Below are 19325 nucleotides of genomic sequence, written 5' to 3' on the forward strand. Positions count from 1 at the left end.
GATGACCGAGGGCAAAAACGGCCTGACCTATGCGGATGCGGGCGTAGATATTGACGCGGGCAATGCCTTGGTCGATCGCATCAAACCGGCGGCTAAGGCGACGGAGCGGCCCGGAACGATGGCGGGCCTCGGCGGGTTCGGCGCGCTCTTTGATCTCAAGGCAGCGGGCTACGAGGATCCGATCCTTGTCGGCGCGACGGACGGTGTCGGGACCAAGCTGCGCCTCGCCATCGACACGGGGCACCTGGGCACGGTGGGGATCGACCTTGTGGCCATGTGCGTCAACGACTTGGTTTGTCAGGGCGCCGAGCCGCTGTTTTTCCTCGACTACTTCGCGACCGGCAAGTTGGAGACCGAGGCGGCCGCTTCGGTGATCGAGGGGATCGCTGCGGGCTGCAAGGCGTCGGGTTGCGCCTTGATCGGGGGCGAGACGGCCGAAATGCCGGGCATGTATGGGGCAGGGGACTTTGACCTGGCCGGGTTCGCCGTTGGTGCAATGGAACGGGGCGCTGCCTTGCCTGCCGATGTCGCCGAAGGGGACGTCTTGCTTGGTCTGGCGTCGGATGGGGTCCACTCCAACGGGTTTTCCTTGGTGCGCCGCGTCGTGGAACGGGCGGGCTTGTCGTGGCAAGATCCTGCGCCTTTCACCGAGGGTCCGTTGGGGGCCGCCTTGCTGACGCCGACGCGGCTTTATGTGCTGTCAGCCCTGGACGCGGTCCGGGCGGGCGGCGTAACGGCGTTGGCCCATATCACGGGCGGCGGTCTGACGGAGAACCTGCCCCGTGTCCTGCCCGAGGGCCTTGGCGCAACCATCGATCTGGGGACCTGGCGACCGAACCCGGTCTTTGGATGGTTGGCGCGCGAAGGCGGTGTGTCTGACGCAGAGATGCTGAAGACCTTCAACTGCGGCGTCGGGATGGTTGTGGCCTGCTCAGCGAGTCGGGCAGAGGCCCTGACGAACCGCTTGACCGAGGCGGGCGAGACTGTCGCGCGCCTTGGCACGGTCACGCAGGGGACCGGCGTCACCTACACAGGAACCCTCACCTGGTGAGCAGGGACGACCACAAACGCGTGGCGATCCTGATTTCGGGCGGTGGCTCTAACATGCTGCGCCTCGTGGAGGATATGGCCGGGGATCACCCCGCACGTCCCGTTCTTGTGGCGTCCAACGACCCGACGGCGGCGGGGCTGCGCCGGGCTGCGGACCTGGGGATCGAGACGGCTGCGGTGGATCACCGCCCGTTCGGCAAGGACCGCGCGGCGTTTGAGGCGGCCTTGCAGGCACGCCTGATTCAATCGGCTCCCGATATCGTCTGCTTGGCGGGGTTCATGCGGATCTTGACCGCGCCATTCGTCGATGGGTGGCGGGGCAGGATGTTGAACATCCACCCCTCGCTTCTGCCGAAGTACCGTGGCCTCAACACCCACGGACGCGCCATTGCGGCGGGTGATGCGGAGGCGGGATGCACCGTCCACGAGGTGACCGCCGAGTTGGACGATGGCCCTATCCTGGGCCAAGCGCGGGTGCCGATCCTACCAGACGACGACGCAGAGACCCTGGCCGCCCGCGTGTTGGTGCAGGAGCATCGGCTCTATCCGGCGGTTCTGCGTCGGTTCGCCGCTGGATGTACCGATCCGCTGACCTTGACATGACGTCTTTTCCTAAGGGCGGACCTGGGCTACACCAGAAAGCACGCTAGGCGAAGGGGTCCTCCTATTTCTTCTGACATCACGACGATCACGACAACCGAGGACCTCGCTGCCTTCTGTGCTGCCGCAGCCAAGACGGCCTATGTCACGGTTGATACGGAGTTTCTGCGCGAGCGAACCTATTACTCCAAATTGTGCCTGATCCAACTGGCCTTTGCCGGTGATGGTGAGACAGATGCCGTGTTGGTAGACCCGCTTGTCGAAGGGCTGGACCTTCAGCCGCTCTATGATCTGTTCATGGATCCTGGCGTGATCAAAGTCTTTCACGCCGCACGCCAAGACCTTGAAATCTTTGCCATCGACGGCGATGTGATCCCCGCGCCGTTGTTCGACACGCAGGTCGCGGCCATGGTCTGCGGCTTTGGCGAGCAGGTCGGCTATGAAACGCTGGTCCGCAAGGTCGCCAAGTCCCAGGTAGATAAATCCAGCCGGTTCACGGATTGGTCCCGCCGGCCCCTGTCAGACGCGCAGAAGAAATATGCGCTGGCGGATGTGACCCACTTGCGGGTGATCTACGAATATCTCTCCCAGGAACTGGCGCGCTCGGGCCGCACCGCTTGGGTTGAGGAAGAAATGGATGTGCTGCGCGACCCTGCCACCTATCGGGTGGAGCCGCGCGAGGCCTATGCGCGCCTGAAGATGCGCAATCCCTCTCCGCGCTACCTGGCCGTGGCGCGCGAGTTGGCAGCCTTCCGGGAGCATTACGCGCAAACCCACAACGTGCCCAGATCGCGCGTGTTCAAGGATGACGCCCTGCTGGAGTTGGTCGCCAACAAGCCGAAGGACTTGGGTGAGTTGGGCAAGGCGCGGCTTCTGCTGCGGGAAGCGCGCAAGGGCGCCATCGCCGATGGTATTCTCCAGGCCGTTGCCGATGGTCTTGCCACGCCGCGCGAAGCAATGCCGATCCCGCCCAAGCCCCGAACCCGGGACCAGATCAATGGGGCCTTGGCCGACCTGCTACGGGTGTTGTTGAAAGCCAAGGCGGAGCAGGCCGGTGTGGCCCAAAAGCTGATCGCGACGGCGGCCGACCTGGATGACATCGCGTCCGGTCAGCGGGATGGGGATTGGACACGGGGCTGGCGGCGTAAGGTCTTTGGCGCCGATGCCCTCCGCCTGTGTGAGGGTGAGATCGCCCTGGCCTGCGAAGGGCAAGACGTGCGGATCGTGGAACTGTCCTGACGTCAAAGGCTCTTTGTGAAAGAGCCTTTCTGGAGTTTTAGGAAAACTCCCCCGCAGGCTCGCCGCGTGTTTTTACCAAAAACACGGGAAAGACCTTTCAAGCGAAAGGTCTTCTGGTGCTATTGCGCGACCAATTTGGGTTTGTGTGGACTTCCGTGGATGCTCGCGCTCGTCCTGAGACAGCCTTTACCTTTGCGCCCCTCAGGGCCGCAGGTGCACCCCATAGGCCCACCCTTCAGCGCCAGAAACATGGCGCACGCGCACCCAGGCCCCGTCGCGGGCAAGTTCGTCCAGGCGATCACCGGGATACATCCGCCTAAGAACATCATGTTGCGTGCCAGGCCCGCGCCGAAGGTTCAGGTAGCCCTCGCCGGTCTGGGCCACGAACAATGGCCCGCCAACGGGTTCGGCCCGGCGCTCCAGATACCTGAGAGAGGCCCAACCGCGCTCCCCCGAAGGCAGGCGTACGCGCGCCCAGGTCCCCAACTCCTCCTCGACGGACACCCTGTCACCCGGGGACAAGCGGCGCAGCACCTCATGCTGTGTCCCAGGACCCGCGCGTAGGTTCAGGTACCCTTCGTCGGACTCGGCGACGACCAACCCCTGGGCCAGGGCTGTTCCGGGAAGCAGGATCAGGGCGGCAAGCAAGGCAAGGCGGCGCATGGGGTCTCCGGGCAGTTGGGGGCGTTGGTGGGACCGTGCCGTCGCCTGTCACGCCGTTCAAGGTGAAACGAGCCCTACCAGTCGGTCAGAGCCACACCTGTGACAGCTGCGCGACCAAGGGCTTGGCCGCTACCGGAACAAGACCAATGCGCCGGGCGACCAGGCAACCCGCGCTGCTGCGCCGATCTCCAGGACGGGACGGCCAAAGACATTCCGCATGGACAAGCGGACGGTTGCCTCCGTTCCAGACAGGGCCACGTCGTAGTAGGTCATGTCGCCATAGTAGACGACTTCGGCCACATGCCCCGAGGCGACGTGGTCGGTATCGGCTTGGCCGTCGAACAACAGCGTGGCCGTTTCGGGCCGGAACCCAACGACCGTCTCCCCATCGGTCGTCGCCGTGGCCTGCACGGCGGCCAGGGGCACCTCGCCCAGGCCCGGTACGGACACGCGATCGCCCGTAACGGTGGCGGGCAAAAAGTTCATGGTCCCGATGAATTCCGCCACACGGCGGCTGTTCGGGCGGCGGTATAGGTCTTCGGCTTCGGCGATTTGAGCGACGCCGCCCTCGAACATCACCGCGATGCGGTCCGACATGACCAGCGCTTCCTCCTGATCATGCGTCACCAGAATAAAGGTGATGCCCACCTGCCGTTGGAGACGGATTAACTCCACCTGCATGTGTTCGCGCATCTTTTTGTCGAGGGCGCTGAGGGGTTCGTCCAACAACAGGACCTTAGGTTTCAGAACCAGCGCGCGGGCCAGAGCCACCCGTTGTCTCTGACCACCCGATAGGGCGTGGGCGGCGCGGTCGGCATAGCCATCCAGGCCGACCATGGCTAAGGCCTCGGCAATCAGCCCATCCTTTGCATCTGCCGTCAGATCCCGGCGCTTTCGCAATCCGAAGCCTACGTTTTGCCCAACGCTCAGATGGGGGAAGATGGCATAGGACTGGAACACCATGTTGGTGGGACGCTTGTTCGGCGCCACCCGCGTCATCTCCTCTCCGGCCAAGACGACCGTCCCTTCGGAGACATCTTCGAAGCCCGCGATCACGCGCAAAAGCGTGGTCTTGCCGCAGCCCGATGGGCCGAGCAGCGAAAAGAACTCCCCGCGTTCAATGTCCAGGTCGATCCCGCGCAGGGCGTGGTAATCGCCGTAGTATTTTTGCAGGCCGCGCAGGCGGATGAGGGGGGCGTCGGTCACAGGAACCCTCCGCTGTCTTTGGCGCCGGTTCGGGCCAGGCCCCGGCGGCGGTTCCATTCCGCCAGGACGAGGATCCCGATGGAGACGATCATGAGGATAGTGCCCAAGGCCATGACGACCGGGATCAGTCGCGGGAACCGCAAGAGAGACCAGATGTAGACCGGCAGCGTGGGGTCGGATCCCGTCAGGAAAAAGGCGATGATGAACTCGTCCAGCGAGATGGTGAAACTGATCAGGAGGGCCGCGACAATCCCAGGCATGACAAGGGGCAGGGTGATGAGGCGAAAGGTTTCCGCCCGCGAACAGCCCAGGTCGATGGCGGCTTCTTCCAGGCTGGGATCCAGCGACTGAAAGCTGGCGTTCAGGATCGCGATGGCGAAGGGCGTGCAGATCAAGACATGGGCGGCGACCACCGTCCAGAGCGACAGATCCAGCCCTAGCATCCGCACCGCCACCACCAGCAGTGAAACACCGACGATGATTTCCGGCAGAACGAGCGGCAGCATGATCAGGCCCATGGCCGCCGCCTTGGCTGGGAAGCGATACCGGATGTTCGCCCGCGCCGCCGCCAATCCGAGGAGGACCGCCAGGACCGACGAGGTTCCCGCCACGAACAGGGAGTTCATCAGCGCCGCGTGCAACTCGTCATTGGTCCAAAGTTCGGCGAACCACTTGGTCGTGAAGCCGTCTAAGGGAAAGGCGATCACTGTCCCGTCATTGAAGGCGAAGACCGGTAACAACAGGATCGGCGCATACAGAAACGCCAGAAACAGAATGACATAGGCCCGCAACATCTCAGCGCGCCCCACCCGACAGCTTCCGTGCGATCAAGACCGTGGCTAGGGCGATGATCGTCACGATCCCCATGGCCAGGATCGCCAGCGTGGCCCCCATTGGGGCGTTGTTAAGCCCCCCGAAATGGGCCTGGATCAGATTGGCAATCATCAGCCCGCCGGGGCCACCCACTTCGGCGGGGGTGACGTAGTCGCCCACCGTTGGGATGAAAACAATCAACAGCGCTGCAATCACGCCTGGCATGGCCAAGGGCAGGGTGACCCGAAGAAAGGTCGTCACGGCCGTCTCACCCAGGTCACGCGCGGCCTCCAACAAGCTGCGGTCGATTTTTTCGAGCGCCACAAAGATCGGCAGAATCGCAAAGGGGGCAAACGCATGGGACAGCGTCAGCACCACCGCGTTCGCATTATAGAGCAGGAAGGTCAGAGGCGCGTCGATCAGGCCCAGCCCCGTCAAAGCGGAGTTGATGACCCCATTGAACCCCAGCATCACTTTCCACAGGAAGATCCGCAGAAGATAGCTGGTCCAGAACGGAATGGTGATCAAAAACAGCCAGAGGCTCTTGCGGTCGGGTCGGACGTGAAAGCTGACGTAATAGGCGACCGGGAAGGCCAGGATCACCGTGACGATGGTGACCACGCCCGAAATGGCGATGCTGCGCCCCATGATCGTGCGATAAATCGGGTCGGTCAGCGCCTCGGCGTAGTTGGCCAGGGTCGGCGTGCGGTCGATGGTCAGGTAGTCTTGTGTCCAAAAGCTGAACACGAGGACGGCCAGTAGGGGCCCCGCCAAAAGGGCTAAGGCATAGACCAGGGGCGGCGCAATCAGAGTCAGCCCGCGTTTCGTGTCTTGATCCAACGGCACCCCCATCGACCCGTCTGGGGACGATGGCGCGAGGGCTTCCGGGGGGCAAGCCCCGTTGGCGGTCTTCGCTATGGTTTCCGGCGCCCCAGGGTCGGTTCTGCACGGTCCTGACGCGGCGCCGCCGCAACGGCGGGCGGTGTTTGGTCCGGCCCCGGCCGGGTGCCGCTTTCCATCAGGGCGCGCATGGCGTGGGTGTCCCGCGCCGTGTCGACCTGCGCCCGCGCGCCAACGGTCAAGGCCACGACCAACAGGCCGCCGACCGCCAGGCCGCCGCCCGTTCCCATGAGCACCGGGTCCGCCGCATAGAGCACGACCCCGCGATAAGCGATCCACCCCCCAAAGAAGAGCACCGCCCAGCCGCAGACGGCCACCAGGAAGAGCGCAATGCGCGAAAAGACATACATGGGCCAGAGTGTGCCGCGCCCGTGGGGCCGGGGGCAAGCCATCAAACGGCGTGCAGGCGGCGCGCGCGACTCGGAGCCGTTATCCGTCGCCTAGGACATACCAATCATCGAAGGCCGATGCTTTTTCCAAGACGCGGGTGTAGCCCTGCGCCGCCAAGAGATCATGGATCTGTTCCCGCGCGGGGGTGTAGTTGTGCTCCACCGTCATGACGCGGATCTTGCGCGGCCCAAAGTCGAAGGCCCGTAAGATGTCCAACTCGCTCCCCTCGGTGTCGATAGACATGTAATCGATGACCTCTGGCGCATCGTGCCGGTCCAACAGATCGTTCAAAGAAACCGTGGTGACCTTATACCGGTCACTGCGGAGCTTTTTGCGCGGTGACAGGGTCCGGTCCGCAAAGGTCGCAATCGATCCGAACTCCGACCCTGCGTCGCGCGGGCTCACGAATTCAAGCGAGGCGCCCGTCTCCGACCACACGCAATCCGTGTCGATCGCCGCCGCTCGGTTGTTTCGGAGGTCTGCGTGCCACAGCTGCGCGGGTCCGCCAAGATCCCCGACCAGCCAAAGGACATCTCCAGCAGCCATGTGTTGGACAGCGTGACACCGTCGGTGGCGCCGAACTCCACAAAGTAGCCGCCCCGCTTGAACCCCGTTTGCATGAGGGCAAAGACATCTTGTCTCAATTGGCTTCGGCTTGGCCCGGCATTGTGTTGGGCGAGGACCATATCAAACAGCTGAAACACACCCGTCTGACAGTCCAGAGCGCGGCGATACTTCTCGTCTCGGACGACGGACTACCCAAAAACTGGCAAAAACTCTCTCTCCGGCAACACCACGGTGTGCCGGTTCTACAGGATAACACCCGCAAGAAAAGGCACCAGCGCCGGGTAAGGCGCTGGGTCAGCCGAGAAAGCGTATGGTCATCACTGGCGTATAGTTTTCGCCGAACCCACGGGGTTGCACGGTGATCGTCTCGCCGCGCAACAGGGTGTTGCCAACGATCTCGTCCACAGACAGCGAAGACTGACCAACACTGTTGGTCAGGAAACCAGCGGTCATGGACATGCGCAGCCGACCACCCACGGAAAAGAACCCTTGGAAATCGGTGTAGTTTTCGCCTGCGGTCAGATCGTCGACAGCCAGCAACGACATCTCACCGCGTTGGGTGCCGAGGGTCAGGGTTGCCAAGCGACGCAAGGAGGGGGTCGAGCCGTCGGGCTCCAGCCCGTTGCGCAGCCTGTTGACTACCACACGGTAGCGCCCGTCAAAGGCATCGGTCAGGATACGGTCGCCGTCATCGCTGGAGGACCCGGCAACGGTGTTACATGCCGCCAACATCGGCGCGACTGCCATCGCTGCCAAAAGCCGTCGGCGATACGGATTGGGTGTCAAATCGTCGGAAGTCATGGTGCCTGCTCTGTCCGCTTCTAGGTCGGTACATTGTTGGGGGCCGCCACGGGGGCAGCCCCACACCATGTTTTGTAGCTTAACGCTTCGAGAACTGGAAGGACTTACGTGCCTTCGCCTTACCGTACTTCTTCCGCTCGACCACACGGCTGTCGCGGGTCAGGAAGCCAGCCGCCTTCAGGGCGGAGCGCAGGCCGGGCTCGTAGAGTTGCAGAGCCTTGGACACGCCGTGCTTTACCGCACCAGCTTGGCCAGACAGACCGCCGCCCTTGACCGTGGCCATGACGTCGAACTGACCTTCGCGGTCGGTGATCTGGAACGGCTGCTTCAGGATCATCTGGAGCACGGGGCGGGCGAAGTACTTGTTGATGTCCTTGCCGTTGACCGTGACCTTCCCGGATCCGGGCTTGATCCAAACGCGGGCGACCGCGTCCTTCCGCTTGCCGGTGGCGTAGGAGCGGCCCAGCTCGTCGCGCACGGGCTCGCGCGGCGCAGAGGTGTCCAGCAGGATCTCTTCGCCAGCGGCAGGCGCGGCGGCCGAGGTGTCGACGGCGCCCTTGAGATCTTCGAGGGAGTTGAGTTGTTCGGCCATGCGATCAGCTCCGCGTGTTCTTGGAGTTCATGGACTTAACGTCCAGCACTTCGGGGGACTGGGCCTCATGCGGGTGCTCGGCACCGGCATAGACGCGCAGGTTGGTCATTTGCGTGCGGGACAGCTTGTTGCCCGGCAGCATCCGCTTGACGGCCTGGGTGACGACCCGCTCGGGGTACTTGCCTTCCAGGATCTGGCCGGTCGTGCGCGACTTGATCCCGCCCGGATAGCCGGTGTGCCAGTAGTTTTCCTTGTCACGCTTCTTGCCGGTCAGTTGCACCTTGTCGGCGTTGATGACGATGACATTGTCGCCCATGTCCATGGACGGCGTGAAGGTGGCCTTGTGCTTGCCGCGCAGGCGCATGGCGATGATCGAGGCGAGGCGACCCAGAACCACGCCTTCGGCGTCGATCAGGATCCACTTCTTGTCGATCTGGTCGGGGGTCATGGTGAAGGTTTTCACGGGTCCCAATCCTATCTGATCGTATGTGGAAACAAGAGGGCATCGCCCCCGGATGCGCGGCTTATATAGAGTTCATGCGCCGGGTCAACGGCGCGCGATCTGCGAAAATAAAGAGATTACAGCTGCTTAATTATAAGGTATTATTTTACCCCATATACTTAGACGTCCAAACCACCCTGAGGATTGTCCAGCAACTCTTTCAGGCGTCGGATCGCGCTGCGAAAGCTGTCGAGGCTGACGCCCGCGTTGATTGCAAAGCGCACCGCATGGGGGGCGTTGGTGTCGCGCCCTGCATATTCCTCAGCCGCGCGCAGCTTGACGCCCGCGGCCTCCGCCGCGCGACAAAAGGCCGAGGCCCGCCACCCCACGGGCAAGGTCAGCCACAGGAACGAGACGTCCTGCCGCCACACAAGGTCATAGCCCGACAGGATGTCTGCGGCGGCTTCGGCATAGGTGCTGACCATGCGCCGAGTCTCATCCATCAACTCCGGCAGATCGGGGTGGACCAGCAAACGCGCCATCAGATCGCTCAGTGGCGTTGCCATGCCAAAGGAATTGTATTCCGCCGCGCGGCGCAGCGCGACCTGCCGTCCAGATGGCGCAATGGCAAAGCCCAACCGCAGGGCTGGCGTGATCGTCTTTGCGATGGAGGCGATGTGCCAAGTCCGTTCCGGCGCCAGCAAGCGATAACTGGGCAGGGGACCCGGCTCCATCCGGTAGCAATCGTCTTCCAGGATCTGCAGGTTGGTTTCCCGCGCGACCGCTACAATCTCGCGCCGCCGGGCCTCGGGTGTGACACGGGCCGTGGGATTGTGCACTTCGGGCGACGTACAAAGAAGTTGCGCGTCCACCTGGCGGGCGGCCGCCTCAAGGGCATCGGGGCGAAGTCCGTCCGAATCCATGGCAATCGGCACCACCTCGGCACGCATCGTCTCGGCCATGCGGCGAAAACCGGGGTAGGTCAGTTCCTCCACCAGAACGACGGGGCGCCGCCCGGTCAGGACCGATTGCATCACCATGGCGATCCCGTGTTGCCCGCCGTGGGTCAGGGCGATGTCATCGGCCTCAACCGGGCCCAGTGACGGATGGGACAGGAATTGCGCGGCCGCCGCCCGCGCGGGGCGTTCGCTGGCAAAGCTGGGATAATGCATCATGCCCGAGGGCGGATCTTCGGCCACCTCCTTTAGCAGGTCACGGATGAGGCGCGCCTGCCCGACCGATGGCAGGTGCGGGGACAGCAGATTGACTTCATAGACATCGCCGCCGGTATTGTGCGGGGTCGAATCCACTTCGAGCGCCTGAAACTCCCGATAAATCGGGGCCGGTCCCGAGGGTTCTGCCACAAAGGTTCCGCGCCCCACCTGGGCCTCCAACTCGCCGCTGTCGGTCAAGCGCGCGTAAGCGCGTGCGATGGTGCCCGGTGTGACGCCGATCCGCCACGCGAGGTCACGTACCGGCGGCAAGCGCGTGCCCGGTGTCAGGTCGCCCCGGGCGATCGCCGCACGCACGGCGCTTTCGACCACGACATATTTGGGGCGGTCATCGCCACCGAAGTCGACTTGGATGATATTCGATTCCGTTATTGTACCCATGACAATGTATCGCTGGTTTTGTGTGACGACGAATTGTATCTCTATCTCACGGCCTAGCCGAAAAATTGTATCAATGCAATCCACAGCCTAAAGGTTACACTCGAAAGGACACATGTCATGACCTCCCTCGCCTTCGACCATCCCGCCCTCAACGCCCATGCTGCTGCCCCGGCCTCGCCGCTCAGCCAGGCTTTGATGACCCTCGCGGTGACCGTGTCCGTCTGGGAGATGCGCGCAAAGACCCGCCAGGCGCTGCGTGACATGGATCCAAACCGCTATCCCGACATTGGCCTGACCACAGCAGAAGTACTGCACGAGGTTGGCAAGCCGTTCTGGGTGGCCTGACGCCCCATTCCTGATCTCTTCCCCACTAAGGCCGGATATCCGAGAGGATCCGGCCTCTTTTTTTTGACCGCCACGCGCCTTGCGTCAGGTCGCAGGGTCCTGGGCACAATCTTCGTGAACTATCCCACCGTCGTCAGATCTTGGCGGTGTTTGACGCCACCGCAGCGTCACGGGCCGGGATGGAATAGGTCAGACTGGCGCGCGCCACGGGGGCGGTATTGCCTTCGGAGAAAAGCAAACACTCCCCCACGGCCAGAACCCGTCCCAGCTTCAGCAGGCGGACATGGCACAGAATATCCGCGCCCGCCGCAGGTTTGCGCATGAAGTCGATGGAACAATTGGTCGTGACCGCCAAGGCAACGGGCCCGATCCGCGACAGGATCGCCAGGTAGACACTCACATCGGCCAGGGCAAACATCGACGGGCCAGAGACGGTCCCGCCCGGCCTCAGATGTTTGTCCGACACGCGCAAGCGGACCACTAGGCGGTCCACCGTGACCTCATCCAGCGTGAAATCCTCGGCCACCTGCAAGAACTCCGCATCGAGAAATCGCTCAAGCGAGGCCGCATCCATGGCGAGCGTTGTATTGACCATTGCATTCCCTCCAACCGCTCCGCAGTTTTGCGGCGGGTGAGGGGGATCGCAATGACCGACATTTTGTTACGTGACGACTCGGACGGCATCACAACGTTGACCTTGAACGATCCGGGGACGTTGAACGCGCTCTCCGATGAGATGCTGGCCGCTCTGTCGACCACCCTGGCCGAGGTGGGCGACAGCGACAGCCGCGCCGTCGTTCTGGCCGCCGAGGGGCGGGCCTTCTGCGCGGGCCATAATCTGCGCCAGATGCAAGCCATGCGCCAAGCCGAAGACGGCGGGGCCGCGGCCTTCGGGGATCTGTTCGACCGTTGCACCGCCGTCATGGCCCAAATCCGGGATCTGCCCCAACCCGTGATCGCCCAGGTGCAGGGCCTCGCCACAGCCGCCGGATGCCAGTTGGTTGCAACCTGTGACATGGCAATCGCCGCCGAGGATGTGCGGTTTGGGGTCAACGGCGTGAACATCGGTCTCTTCTGTTCTACGCCGATGGTCGCGCTTTCGCGCAACGTGCCGCGAAAACAGGCGATGGAGATGTTAACGACGGGTGCGTTTCTGACGGCGTCCCGCGCGACAGAGGTCGGTTTGATCAATCGAGCGGTGCCCGCAGACCAGCTAGTGGCGGAAACCCGCGCATTGGCGGAGACGGTGGCAAGCAAGCTGGCGGCGGCGCAGCGCATCGGAAAGGCGGCATTTTATGCACAGCTGGAGCGTCCCCTCGACGCCGCCTATGCGCTGACCCGGGATGCGATGGTGGCCAATCTCGCCGACGCCGATACGGCGGAGGGGATACAGGCTTTCTTGGAAAAGCGCCCGCCCCGCTGGACATGACGCGACGCACCCCGCACAAGGCCCTGACGGCAAGGGGGCAGTGGGTATGCGTATTCTTATTACCAATGATGACGGCATAGCGGCCCCCGGTTTGGTGGCGCTGACCGAGATCGCCGAGGCGGTCGCGGGGCCTAGTGGCGAGGTTTGGACCGTCGCACCGGCCTTTGAGCAGTCGGGCGTCGGCCATTGCATCAACTATGTTAAGCCGTCGATGATGACCAAACTGGCGGAGCGCCGTTTCGCCATCGAAGGCAGCCCGGCAGATTGCGTCCTCGCCGGGATTGGAGAGATCGTGGACGGTCCCATCGATCTGGTTCTGTCGGGGGTCAACCGGGGCAACAATGCCGCCGAGAACACGGTCTATTCCGGCACCATCGGCGCCGCGATGGAGGCCGCTTTGCAGGGCCTGCCGGCCATTGCCCTGTCGCAGTTTTACGGTCCTTTGAACGTCGATTTGGCCGATCCGTTTGAGGCATCGCGCGGCCATGGCGCGGCCCTCGTGCAAGAGCTTTTGGATGCGGCGCCCTGGGGCGGGTCCGACTATAAGCTCTTCTATAATGTGAATTTTCCGCCCGTTCCCTCGGCCAAGGTCAAGGGGTTCGCGGCCGTGGCCCAAGGGTACCGCGGCGACGGCCGTATGGGTGTCCATCCACAGACCTCACCCTCGGGGCGCAAATACCTCTGGATCAGCGGATCGGCCCAGGGTGAGCGGACGGCCCCCGGCACGGATGTGCGCGCGAACGTGGATGGATGGGTCTCGGTCACGCCCATGCGCTGCGACCTGACCGACCGCGCGGCCTTGGAAGATCTTCGGGCTGTGATGCCCGATTACCAGGACTGACCTGTGACGCCCGAAGACACCATGCGGATGCTTGTGACCCTGCGCTCGCGCGGGGTGACGGAGCCGCGTGTTCTGACGGCGATGGAGCGGACGGACCGGGGCGACTACGTCTCCGACACGTTTAAGGCGCGGGCCTATGAGGACGTGCCCCTGCCGATTGCCAGTGGCCAGACCATCAGCCAGCCGTCGGTTGTCGGGCGCATGACCCAGGCGCTGAACGTGCAGCCTCGGGATAAGGTGCTAGAGGTAGGGACGGGCACCGGCTACCAGGCCGCGATCCTGTCTCACCTGGGCCGCCGCATCTACACGGTGGAGCGTCACCGCGCCCTGGCGCGCATCGCAACCGAGACGCATGTGCGCCTGGGTCTGACCAATATCACCGTCATCTCGGGCGATGGCAGCCACGGGCTGCCGGAGCAGGCGCCCTTCGACCGCATCCTTGTGACAGCCGCCGCCGAGGACCCGCCCGGCCCGCTGTTGGCACAGTTGCGAGAGGGGGGTAGCATGGTGGTGCCTGTGGGCGTATCCGACCACATGCAGCAGCTTGTCATCGTCACGCGGACGGCGTCTGGCTACGACTATGAGGATTTGAACATGCCGGTGCGCTTTGTGCCGCTGGTGGAAGGGGTTGAACACGGCTGAAGACCGCGTCGACCCGCAGATGGGCAGGACGGAGGGACAGGGATGTCCAGACGGATGGGTGTGACACGCTGGGCAGGCCTTTGGGTCGCGACAGCGCTCCTGACGGGGTGCAATGGTGCCTTGCAAAACCTCGATCTAGATTTGCGGAACAATGCGCCTGGGGGGCTCGACACCTCCAGTGCGGCGCGGCAAGCGGCGGCGGATCGACCGCGCCCCGATGGCAATGGGTTGATCACATACCCGAACTATCAGGTGGCTGTGGCCCGGCGCGGCGATACCGTCGCGGATGTGGCCGCCCGGATCGGAATCTCAGCGGACGAATTGGCGCGCTTCAATGGGCTGGCGCCCCAGTCGGAACTGAACCGCGATGCGGTCCTGGCCATGCCGCGCCGGATCACGCCCGGGGCAGGGGGCGGGGCAACCCGTCCGGACATCACACAGATCGCAGGCGCCGCGATTGACCGCGCCGATGGGGCGACGCCGGCGGCGGCTCCGGTAGCTGTGCAGACCGGTCAGGAGCCCGTGCGCCACCGGGTTGCGCGGGGCGAGACCGCGTTCTCGATCTCGCGCCTCTATGGGGTCAGCCCGTCCAGCTTGGCGGAATGGAACGGCCTCGACAGCGATTTGCGCGTCCGTGAGGGACAGTTCCTGTTGATCCCGCTGGTCATTGGCGACGATGGTGCGTCCGAAATTGCGGCGCCCGTGCCTGGCAGCGGAACGGAAACGCCGGTGCCTCCATCCGCCAGCTCGGCTTTGCCCGAAACGGTTGAGGAGGTCGCGCTGCCGGAGAGCCCGAACCTGGACCAGTTCCGAACCGAAGCCACCGCCGACGCCACACCAGAGGCCGAGCCGGAGCCGGTCGCGGCCTCGACCCCCGACACGAGCGCGGAGCCGAACCGCCTGCGCCGTCCCGTCTCGGGCGAGGTGTTGCGACCGTTTTCTTCCCGGAATGAAGGGGTGGATTTCCGCGCCTCCGAAGGCAGCGCGGTGGTTGCCGCCGCCTCGGGCGAAGTTGCGGCCATCACGCGCGATACGGATCAGGTGCCCATCCTGGTGTTGCGCCACGACGGTGGCCTGCTGACGGTTTACGCGAATATCAAGGATATCCAGGTCCAAAAGGGCGACAGCATCCGCGCAGGCCAACGTCTGGCCAGCGTCGGTGGCGGCGACCCGGCGTTCTTGCACTTCGAGGTGCGGCGCGGCTTCGATGCCGTCGATCCGGAGCCGCTTCTGCGCTGACCCCCGACGTTTGGACCATCTGTCACGACCCTATGCAGCGGAAAAAACCCTGCGGACGCTTTCACATCCGCCGGGCAATGCGTAAGTAGAGCGCAGGGAAATGCGACAAGGCCCCGGAGGGGTCTGTTTATGGGAGTGTTATCGAGATGCTGAACAATATTGGCCTGCCTGGCCTGCTGCTCATCGCCGTCGTCGTGCTGGTTCTGTTTGGACGTGGCAAGATTTCTTCGCTCATGGGCGAAGTGGGCAAGGGAATCACTGCGTTCAAGAAGGGCGTCAGCGACGGCTCCAAGGACGACGACAACGATCCGGCCCTGGCCGACGGCGCGGCCGCGCGGGATGTCACGCCCGAGACGACCGACAAAGACAAAGCCTGATCCCTCGCACGGCCCCGGAGGGCTGAGCCATGTTTGATATCGGTTGGAGCGAGATGCTCGTGGTGGGCGTCGTGGCGCTGATCGTGGTGGGCCCCAAGGACCTGCCGCGCATGTTCCGTGCGGCCGGTGAATTCATGGGCAAAGCGCGGCGCATGGCGCGCGAGTTTCAGTCCGCCATGAACCAAGCCGCCGATGATAGCGGCGTGGGTGATATCGCGGGGGACCTGCGGAAGGCTGCAAACCCCAAGCAGTTCGGCATGGATAAGATCAAGGAAGCGACCGACGATCTGACCAAGTGGACGCCGGACGACACGACCGGCCCGAACACCCGCGACTTGGCCGAGAAACGGGCCGCCGCCAAGGAAAAGATCGCCGAAAATGCTGCGCGTATGACCGAGGAACGGAAGGCCCGCGAAGCGGCTGAGGCAGCTGAGGCCTCCGCCGAGCCAGAGTTGCTGCCCGATCCGGTGGCACCGGCCCCTGAAAGCAAGAAGGCATGACGACCCGCGACGACATCGAAGACAGCTCTGCCCCCTTGATCGAACACCTGGCGGAGCTTCGGACGCGGCTGATCCGCTCCGTCGCGGCGTTCCTGGTGGCGATGATCGCCTGTTTTGCCTTCGCGCAGGAGATCTTGGCCTTTCTGCTCGGGCCCATCGAAGACACCATGCGCGCGCTGGGGGATCCGAACCCCCGGATGCAGTACACCGCCCCGCAGGAGTACTTCTTTACCCAGATCCGCGTGTCCGTCGTCGCCGGGCTGGTCGTGGCCTTCCCCGTGATCGCCCATCAGCTTTGGCGCTTCGTCGCCCCGGGTCTTTATAAAAACGAGAAGAAGGCCTTCCTGCCGTTTCTTATCTCGTCACCGGTCCTGTTTACCCTGGGCGCGGCCTTTGCGCATTTCATCGTTGTGCCCTTGGCGATGCAGTTCTTCCTGGGGTTCGCCGATGTGCGTGAGGTGATCGTCCAGGCCATTCCGACCGAAGTGCCGGACGGCGTCATCATCACGGTGCCCGAATTGCCCGCCACGCCCGGTGCCTTGGCCCCGCCGGTGGATGAAGGGATCGACATCGTCTTCGACGGTAAGGTCAATGAGTCCCTGGATATCACGCTTAAGATGATCGTGGCCTTTGGGTTGTGCTTCCAACTTCCGGTCCTGTTGTCGCTGATGGGCGTTGCCGGGTTGGTCTCTGCCGAGGGGCTGGGCACCGTGCGGAAATACGCCGTTGTCGGCATCTTGCTGCTGGCCGCCTTGGTCACGCCGCCGGATGTGATCACGCAGGTCATCCTGTTTACGGTGGTCTATGGCCTGTATGAGATTTCGATCTTCCTCGTGTCGATAATCGAGAAGCGGCGACTGAAGCGGATGCGGGCCGAGGGCCTTCTGGACGAGGACGAAGAGCTTTGAATGACGCCGCGTTGGAGCGGATCGCAGACGCCCTCGACCGCCTTGCTCCGCTCCCACAACCCGCCCCGGCCTGGGATGCCTCTGCCTATGTGTGGGACACGGCGCCGGATCGTCTGGTGCCGGTGCCAGAGGTCAATCGGATCGCGCTGGACCTTTTGCTTGGGATTGACCGGGCGCGGGACACGCTGCTCGACAATACGCGACGGTTCGCCCAGGGTTTGCCCGCAAATAACGCCCTGCTGTGGGGTGCGCGCGGGATGGGAAAATCGAGCCTTGTGAAGGCGATACACGGCGAACTTGAAGCAACGGGCCTGAAGCTCGTCGAATTGCAGCGCGAAGACATTCAGACCGTCGGTCGCCTGCTTGCGCTGCTGCGGGCGGCGCCCCACCGCTTTGTGCTTTACTGCGACGATCTCAGCTTCAGCCACGATGACGCGGCGTATAAATCGCTGAAGGCCGTGCTGGATGGGGGTATCGAGGGGCGCCCCGACAACGTGATCTTTTATGCGACCTCCAACCGTCGCCACTTAATGCCCCGCGATATGATCGAAAACGAACGGGGCAGTGCCATCAACCCTGCGGAAGCCGTTGAGGAGAAGGTCTCGCTGTCGGACCGGTTCGGCTTGTGGCTAGGGTTCCACGCCTGCGATCAGGACAGCTATCTGGCGATGATCCAAGGCTACTGCGATGCCCATGATCTGGTGATCGACGGCGACACCCTGCGTGCCGAAGCAATCGAATGGCAGGCGACGCGTGGCAGCCGGTCTGGTCGTGTGGCCTGGCAATTCTTTACTGACCTTGCGGGCCGACACGGCATTTCCGTTTGACTGCCTGAAATCTGTGCAGGGAGCCCAAGGGAAACCGGCTGCATCCCTTTTCAACGGCTGAGCATCATCCTACCGTCCCGGTGGAACGGTCCGTGACAGGGCCGCCAAACAGGGAGAATCAGAATGAAAAAGCTGCTACTGGCCTCTGCTGCCGTCTTGGCATCGACCGCTGCCTACGCTGACGGGCATTCGCCGATCAAACTTGGTGTGATCCTCGGGTTCACGGGGCCGCTGGAATCGCTGGCCCCCCAGATGGCTGCGGGTGCGGAGATGGCGATGGCCGAGGTCTCCGCCTCGGGTCTGCTGCTGGACGGTTTGACGGTCGAGCCCGTGCGCGGGGACAGCACCTGTATTGACGCCGCCGCGGCCACCTCTGCCGCAGAACGGCTCATCACGGGTGACGGCGTGTCGGGGATCGTGGGGGCAGATTGCTCAGGCGTGACAGGTGCCATTCTACAGAACGTGGCTGTGCCCAATGGGACCGTGATCATTTCGCCGTCGGCCACGTCGCCCGGCCTGTCTACCGCAGAGGACAACGGCCTGTTCTTCCGCACGGCCCCGTCCGATGCCCGTCAGGGGGTCATCATGACCGAGATCCTGATGGAACAGGGGATCGAGTCCGTTGCCGTGACCTACACGAACAACGACTATGGCAAGGGCCTCGCCGACAGCTTCCAAGCCGCTTACGAGGCCGCCGGTGGTGAGGTGACGATTTCCGCGGCCCATGAGGACGGGAAAGCCGATTACTCCGCCGAGGTGGGCGCGCTGTCGGCTGCTGGCGGAGACCGCCTCGTCGTGGCCGGCTACGTGGATCAGGGCGGCTCCGGCATTGTGCGCGCGGCGCTCGACTCGGGGGCCTTCGACACCTTCCACTTCCCAGACGGCATGATTTCCCAGGCGCTGGTCGATAACTTCGGCGATGAAATCGACGGCTCCACGGGGCAGAACCCTGGCACCGACAGCCCAGGCGCCATGCTCTATCAGGAGATGGCGACCGCCGCAGATTATGACGGGACGTCCCCGTTCTCGGCAGAGGCCTATGACGCCGCCGCGCTGATCATGTTGGCCATGCAGGCCGCAGGCTCCACCGATCCGGCGGCTTATAAGGATGCTGTCATGGACGTGGCCAATGCGCCCGGTGAGCCGATCCTGCCAGGCGAATTGGGCAAGGCGCTGCAAATCCTATTGGACGGGGGCGACATCGACTACGTCGGTGCCTCGGCCGTGGAATTGATCGGACCGGGCGAATCCGCCGGGAACTACCGCGAAGTGACCTTTGACGGTGGCGAGTTGCAGGTGGTCGGCTTCCGCTAAGGCAGCCTTTCGATGCCATGCGCGGCC

Annotated in this window: 24 protein-coding genes; 13 read left to right on the top strand and 11 right to left on the bottom strand. The window is 63.7% G+C overall.

Going from position 1 to position 19325, the window contains the following annotated elements; all coding sequences use genetic code 11:
- The first annotated feature begins 1 nt into the window (after window position 1).
- From purM to rnd, 3 genes are all read left to right on the top strand, one after another.
- A complete protein-coding gene (gene purM / locus K5R33_RS10975; RefSeq protein ID WP_220749099.1) occupies window positions 2–1051 on the top strand; it encodes a phosphoribosylformylglycinamidine cyclo-ligase in 1050 nt (349 codons plus the stop codon).
- Window positions 1048–1653 (top strand): phosphoribosylglycinamide formyltransferase, encoded by a 606-nt coding sequence (gene purN / locus K5R33_RS10980; protein ID WP_255576328.1) that lies wholly within the window; start codon window positions 1048–1050, stop codon window positions 1651–1653. Before purM ends, purN begins: the two co-directional genes overlap by 4 nt.
- 75 nt (window positions 1654–1728) lie before the next feature.
- Window positions 1729–2889 (top strand): ribonuclease D, encoded by a 1161-nt coding sequence (rnd, locus tag K5R33_RS10985; RefSeq protein ID WP_220749487.1) that lies wholly within the window; start codon window positions 1729–1731, stop codon window positions 2887–2889.
- Window positions 2890–3090: 201 nt separating this feature from the next.
- Here the strand turns inward: rnd and K5R33_RS10990 are convergent, their stop codons facing one another.
- The 10 genes from K5R33_RS10990 to K5R33_RS11035 all read right to left on the bottom strand — a co-directional run bounded on the left by K5R33_RS10990 (window position 3091) and on the right by K5R33_RS11035 (window position 10876).
- Window positions 3091–3552, bottom strand: a complete 462-nt coding sequence (locus tag K5R33_RS10990; protein WP_220749100.1) for an SH3 domain-containing protein — start codon at window positions 3550–3552, stop codon at window positions 3091–3093.
- Between the two features lie 129 nt (window positions 3553–3681).
- Window positions 3682–4758, bottom strand: coding sequence for an ABC transporter ATP-binding protein (locus tag K5R33_RS10995; RefSeq protein WP_255576330.1), 1077 nt, complete (start codon window positions 4756–4758; stop codon window positions 3682–3684).
- On the bottom strand, window positions 4755–5552 hold the full coding sequence (locus tag K5R33_RS11000) for an ABC transporter permease (protein ID WP_220749102.1): 798 nt from the start codon (window positions 5550–5552) through the stop codon (window positions 4755–4757). The genes K5R33_RS10995 and K5R33_RS11000 overlap by 4 nt, the downstream gene beginning before the upstream one ends.
- A 1-nt stretch (window position 5553) precedes the next feature.
- On the bottom strand, window positions 5554–6423 hold the full coding sequence (locus K5R33_RS11005; RefSeq protein ID WP_220749103.1) for an ABC transporter permease: 870 nt from the start codon (window positions 6421–6423) through the stop codon (window positions 5554–5556).
- A 62-nt stretch (window positions 6424–6485) separates the two neighbouring features.
- Window positions 6486–6863, bottom strand: a complete 378-nt coding sequence (locus K5R33_RS11010; protein ID WP_220749104.1) for a hypothetical protein — start codon at window positions 6861–6863, stop codon at window positions 6486–6488.
- Window positions 6864–6900: 37 nt separating this feature from the next.
- Window positions 6901–7407, bottom strand: a complete 507-nt coding sequence (locus K5R33_RS11015) for an FkbM family methyltransferase (RefSeq protein WP_220749105.1) — start codon at window positions 7405–7407, stop codon at window positions 6901–6903.
- A 315-nt stretch (window positions 7408–7722) separates the two neighbouring features.
- Window positions 7723–8229 (bottom strand): hypothetical protein, encoded by a 507-nt coding sequence (locus K5R33_RS11020; protein ID WP_220749106.1) that lies wholly within the window; start codon window positions 8227–8229, stop codon window positions 7723–7725.
- Between the two features lie 79 nt (window positions 8230–8308).
- On the bottom strand, window positions 8309–8821 hold the full coding sequence (rpsI, locus tag K5R33_RS11025; protein WP_220749107.1) for a 30S ribosomal protein S9: 513 nt from the start codon (window positions 8819–8821) through the stop codon (window positions 8309–8311).
- 4 nt (window positions 8822–8825) lie between these two features.
- Window positions 8826–9284 (bottom strand): 50S ribosomal protein L13, encoded by a 459-nt coding sequence (gene rplM / locus K5R33_RS11030; protein ID WP_220749108.1) that lies wholly within the window; start codon window positions 9282–9284, stop codon window positions 8826–8828.
- Between the two features lie 158 nt (window positions 9285–9442).
- Window positions 9443–10876, bottom strand: a complete 1434-nt coding sequence (locus K5R33_RS11035; protein WP_220749109.1) for an aminotransferase-like domain-containing protein — start codon at window positions 10874–10876, stop codon at window positions 9443–9445.
- A 117-nt stretch (window positions 10877–10993) separates the two neighbouring features.
- On the opposite strand from K5R33_RS11035, the gene K5R33_RS11040 reads away from it, so the two are divergent.
- Window positions 10994–11221, top strand: a complete 228-nt coding sequence (locus K5R33_RS11040) for a DUF1127 domain-containing protein (RefSeq protein ID WP_220749110.1) — start codon at window positions 10994–10996, stop codon at window positions 11219–11221.
- A 133-nt stretch (window positions 11222–11354) separates the two neighbouring features.
- On the opposite strand, the gene K5R33_RS11045 is transcribed toward K5R33_RS11040, so the two are convergent.
- Complete coding sequence (locus K5R33_RS11045) at window positions 11355–11816, bottom strand: PaaI family thioesterase (RefSeq protein ID WP_220749111.1); 462 nt, start codon at window positions 11814–11816, stop codon at window positions 11355–11357.
- Window positions 11817–11867: 51 nt separating this feature from the next.
- Between K5R33_RS11045 and K5R33_RS11050 the strand changes: the two genes are divergently transcribed.
- The 9 genes from K5R33_RS11050 to K5R33_RS11090 all read left to right on the top strand — a co-directional run bounded on the left by K5R33_RS11050 (window position 11868) and on the right by K5R33_RS11090 (window position 19298).
- Window positions 11868–12650, top strand: coding sequence for an enoyl-CoA hydratase (locus K5R33_RS11050; protein WP_220749112.1), 783 nt, complete (start codon window positions 11868–11870; stop codon window positions 12648–12650).
- Window positions 12651–12696: 46 nt separating this feature from the next.
- Window positions 12697–13491 (top strand): 5'/3'-nucleotidase SurE, encoded by a 795-nt coding sequence (gene surE / locus K5R33_RS11055; protein ID WP_220749113.1) that lies wholly within the window; start codon window positions 12697–12699, stop codon window positions 13489–13491.
- Between the two features lie 21 nt (window positions 13492–13512).
- The gene (locus tag K5R33_RS11060) at window positions 13513–14133 is read left to right on the top strand and encodes a protein-L-isoaspartate(D-aspartate) O-methyltransferase (RefSeq protein WP_220749488.1); all 621 of its coding nucleotides are present in this window, start codon (window positions 13513–13515) and stop codon (window positions 14131–14133) included.
- A gap of 42 nt (window positions 14134–14175) precedes the next feature.
- Window positions 14176–15372: a LysM peptidoglycan-binding domain-containing protein gene (locus tag K5R33_RS11065; RefSeq protein ID WP_220749114.1), complete on the top strand. Its 1197-nt coding sequence runs from the start codon at window positions 14176–14178 to the stop codon at window positions 15370–15372.
- A gap of 146 nt (window positions 15373–15518) precedes the next feature.
- Window positions 15519–15749 carry a twin-arginine translocase TatA/TatE family subunit gene (locus K5R33_RS11070; protein WP_220749115.1) on the top strand — a complete coding sequence of 77 codons (231 nt, stop codon included), beginning with the start codon at window positions 15519–15521 and terminating at the stop codon, window positions 15747–15749.
- A 29-nt stretch (window positions 15750–15778) separates the two neighbouring features.
- Window positions 15779–16249 carry a Sec-independent protein translocase protein TatB gene (gene tatB / locus K5R33_RS11075; protein ID WP_220749116.1) on the top strand — a complete coding sequence of 157 codons (471 nt, stop codon included), beginning with the start codon at window positions 15779–15781 and terminating at the stop codon, window positions 16247–16249.
- Window positions 16246–17157, top strand: coding sequence for a twin-arginine translocase subunit TatC (gene tatC, locus K5R33_RS11080; protein WP_220749117.1), 912 nt, complete (start codon window positions 16246–16248; stop codon window positions 17155–17157). Before tatB ends, tatC begins: the two co-directional genes overlap by 4 nt.
- Window positions 17154–17984 (top strand): ATP-binding protein, encoded by an 831-nt coding sequence (locus K5R33_RS11085; protein ID WP_220749118.1) that lies wholly within the window; start codon window positions 17154–17156, stop codon window positions 17982–17984. The genes tatC and K5R33_RS11085 overlap by 4 nt, the downstream gene beginning before the upstream one ends.
- Window positions 17985–18107: 123 nt before the next feature.
- Window positions 18108–19298 (top strand): ABC transporter substrate-binding protein, encoded by a 1191-nt coding sequence (locus tag K5R33_RS11090; protein WP_220749119.1) that lies wholly within the window; start codon window positions 18108–18110, stop codon window positions 19296–19298.
- The last annotated feature ends 27 nt before the right edge of the window (window positions 19299–19325 follow it).

Origin of the sequence: Jannaschia pagri (assembly GCF_019655435.1) — a bacterium.
Taxonomy (GTDB): Bacteria; Pseudomonadota; Alphaproteobacteria; order Rhodobacterales; family Rhodobacteraceae; genus Jannaschia; species Jannaschia pagri.

Excerpts from the sequence above, each read along its gene's own strand:
- purM (WP_220749099.1), top strand. The coding sequence starts at position 2 with ATGACCGAGGGCAAAAACGGCCTGACCTATGCGGATGCGGGCGTAGAT.
- K5R33_RS10990 (WP_220749100.1), bottom strand. The coding sequence starts at position 3,552 with ATGCGCCGCCTTGCCTTGCTTGCCGCCCTGATCCTGCTTCCCGGAACA.
- K5R33_RS11000 (WP_220749102.1), bottom strand. The coding sequence starts at position 5,552 with ATGTTGCGGGCCTATGTCATTCTGTTTCTGGCGTTTCTGTATGCGCCG.
- K5R33_RS11005 (WP_220749103.1), bottom strand. The coding sequence starts at position 6,423 with ATGGGGGTGCCGTTGGATCAAGACACGAAACGCGGGCTGACTCTGATT.
- K5R33_RS11010 (WP_220749104.1), bottom strand. The coding sequence starts at position 6,863 with ATGGCTTGCCCCCGGCCCCACGGGCGCGGCACACTCTGGCCCATGTAT.
- K5R33_RS11015 (WP_220749105.1), bottom strand. The coding sequence starts at position 7,407 with ATGGCTGCTGGAGATGTCCTTTGGCTGGTCGGGGATCTTGGCGGACCC.
- K5R33_RS11020 (WP_220749106.1), bottom strand. The coding sequence starts at position 8,229 with ATGACTTCCGACGATTTGACACCCAATCCGTATCGCCGACGGCTTTTG.
- rpsI (WP_220749107.1), bottom strand. The coding sequence starts at position 8,821 with ATGGCCGAACAACTCAACTCCCTCGAAGATCTCAAGGGCGCCGTCGAC.
- K5R33_RS11035 (WP_220749109.1), bottom strand. The coding sequence starts at position 10,876 with ATGGGTACAATAACGGAATCGAATATCATCCAAGTCGACTTCGGTGGC.
- K5R33_RS11040 (WP_220749110.1), top strand. The coding sequence starts at position 10,994 with ATGACCTCCCTCGCCTTCGACCATCCCGCCCTCAACGCCCATGCTGCT.
- K5R33_RS11045 (WP_220749111.1), bottom strand. The coding sequence starts at position 11,816 with ATGGTCAATACAACGCTCGCCATGGATGCGGCCTCGCTTGAGCGATTT.
- K5R33_RS11050 (WP_220749112.1), top strand. The coding sequence starts at position 11,868 with ATGACCGACATTTTGTTACGTGACGACTCGGACGGCATCACAACGTTG.
- surE (WP_220749113.1), top strand. The coding sequence starts at position 12,697 with ATGCGTATTCTTATTACCAATGATGACGGCATAGCGGCCCCCGGTTTG.
- K5R33_RS11060 (WP_220749488.1), top strand. The coding sequence starts at position 13,513 with ATGCGGATGCTTGTGACCCTGCGCTCGCGCGGGGTGACGGAGCCGCGT.
- K5R33_RS11065 (WP_220749114.1), top strand. The coding sequence starts at position 14,176 with ATGTCCAGACGGATGGGTGTGACACGCTGGGCAGGCCTTTGGGTCGCG.
- K5R33_RS11070 (WP_220749115.1), top strand. The coding sequence starts at position 15,519 with ATGCTGAACAATATTGGCCTGCCTGGCCTGCTGCTCATCGCCGTCGTC.
- tatB (WP_220749116.1), top strand. The coding sequence starts at position 15,779 with ATGTTTGATATCGGTTGGAGCGAGATGCTCGTGGTGGGCGTCGTGGCG.
- tatC (WP_220749117.1), top strand. The coding sequence starts at position 16,246 with ATGACGACCCGCGACGACATCGAAGACAGCTCTGCCCCCTTGATCGAA.
- K5R33_RS11090 (WP_220749119.1), top strand. The coding sequence starts at position 18,108 with ATGAAAAAGCTGCTACTGGCCTCTGCTGCCGTCTTGGCATCGACCGCT.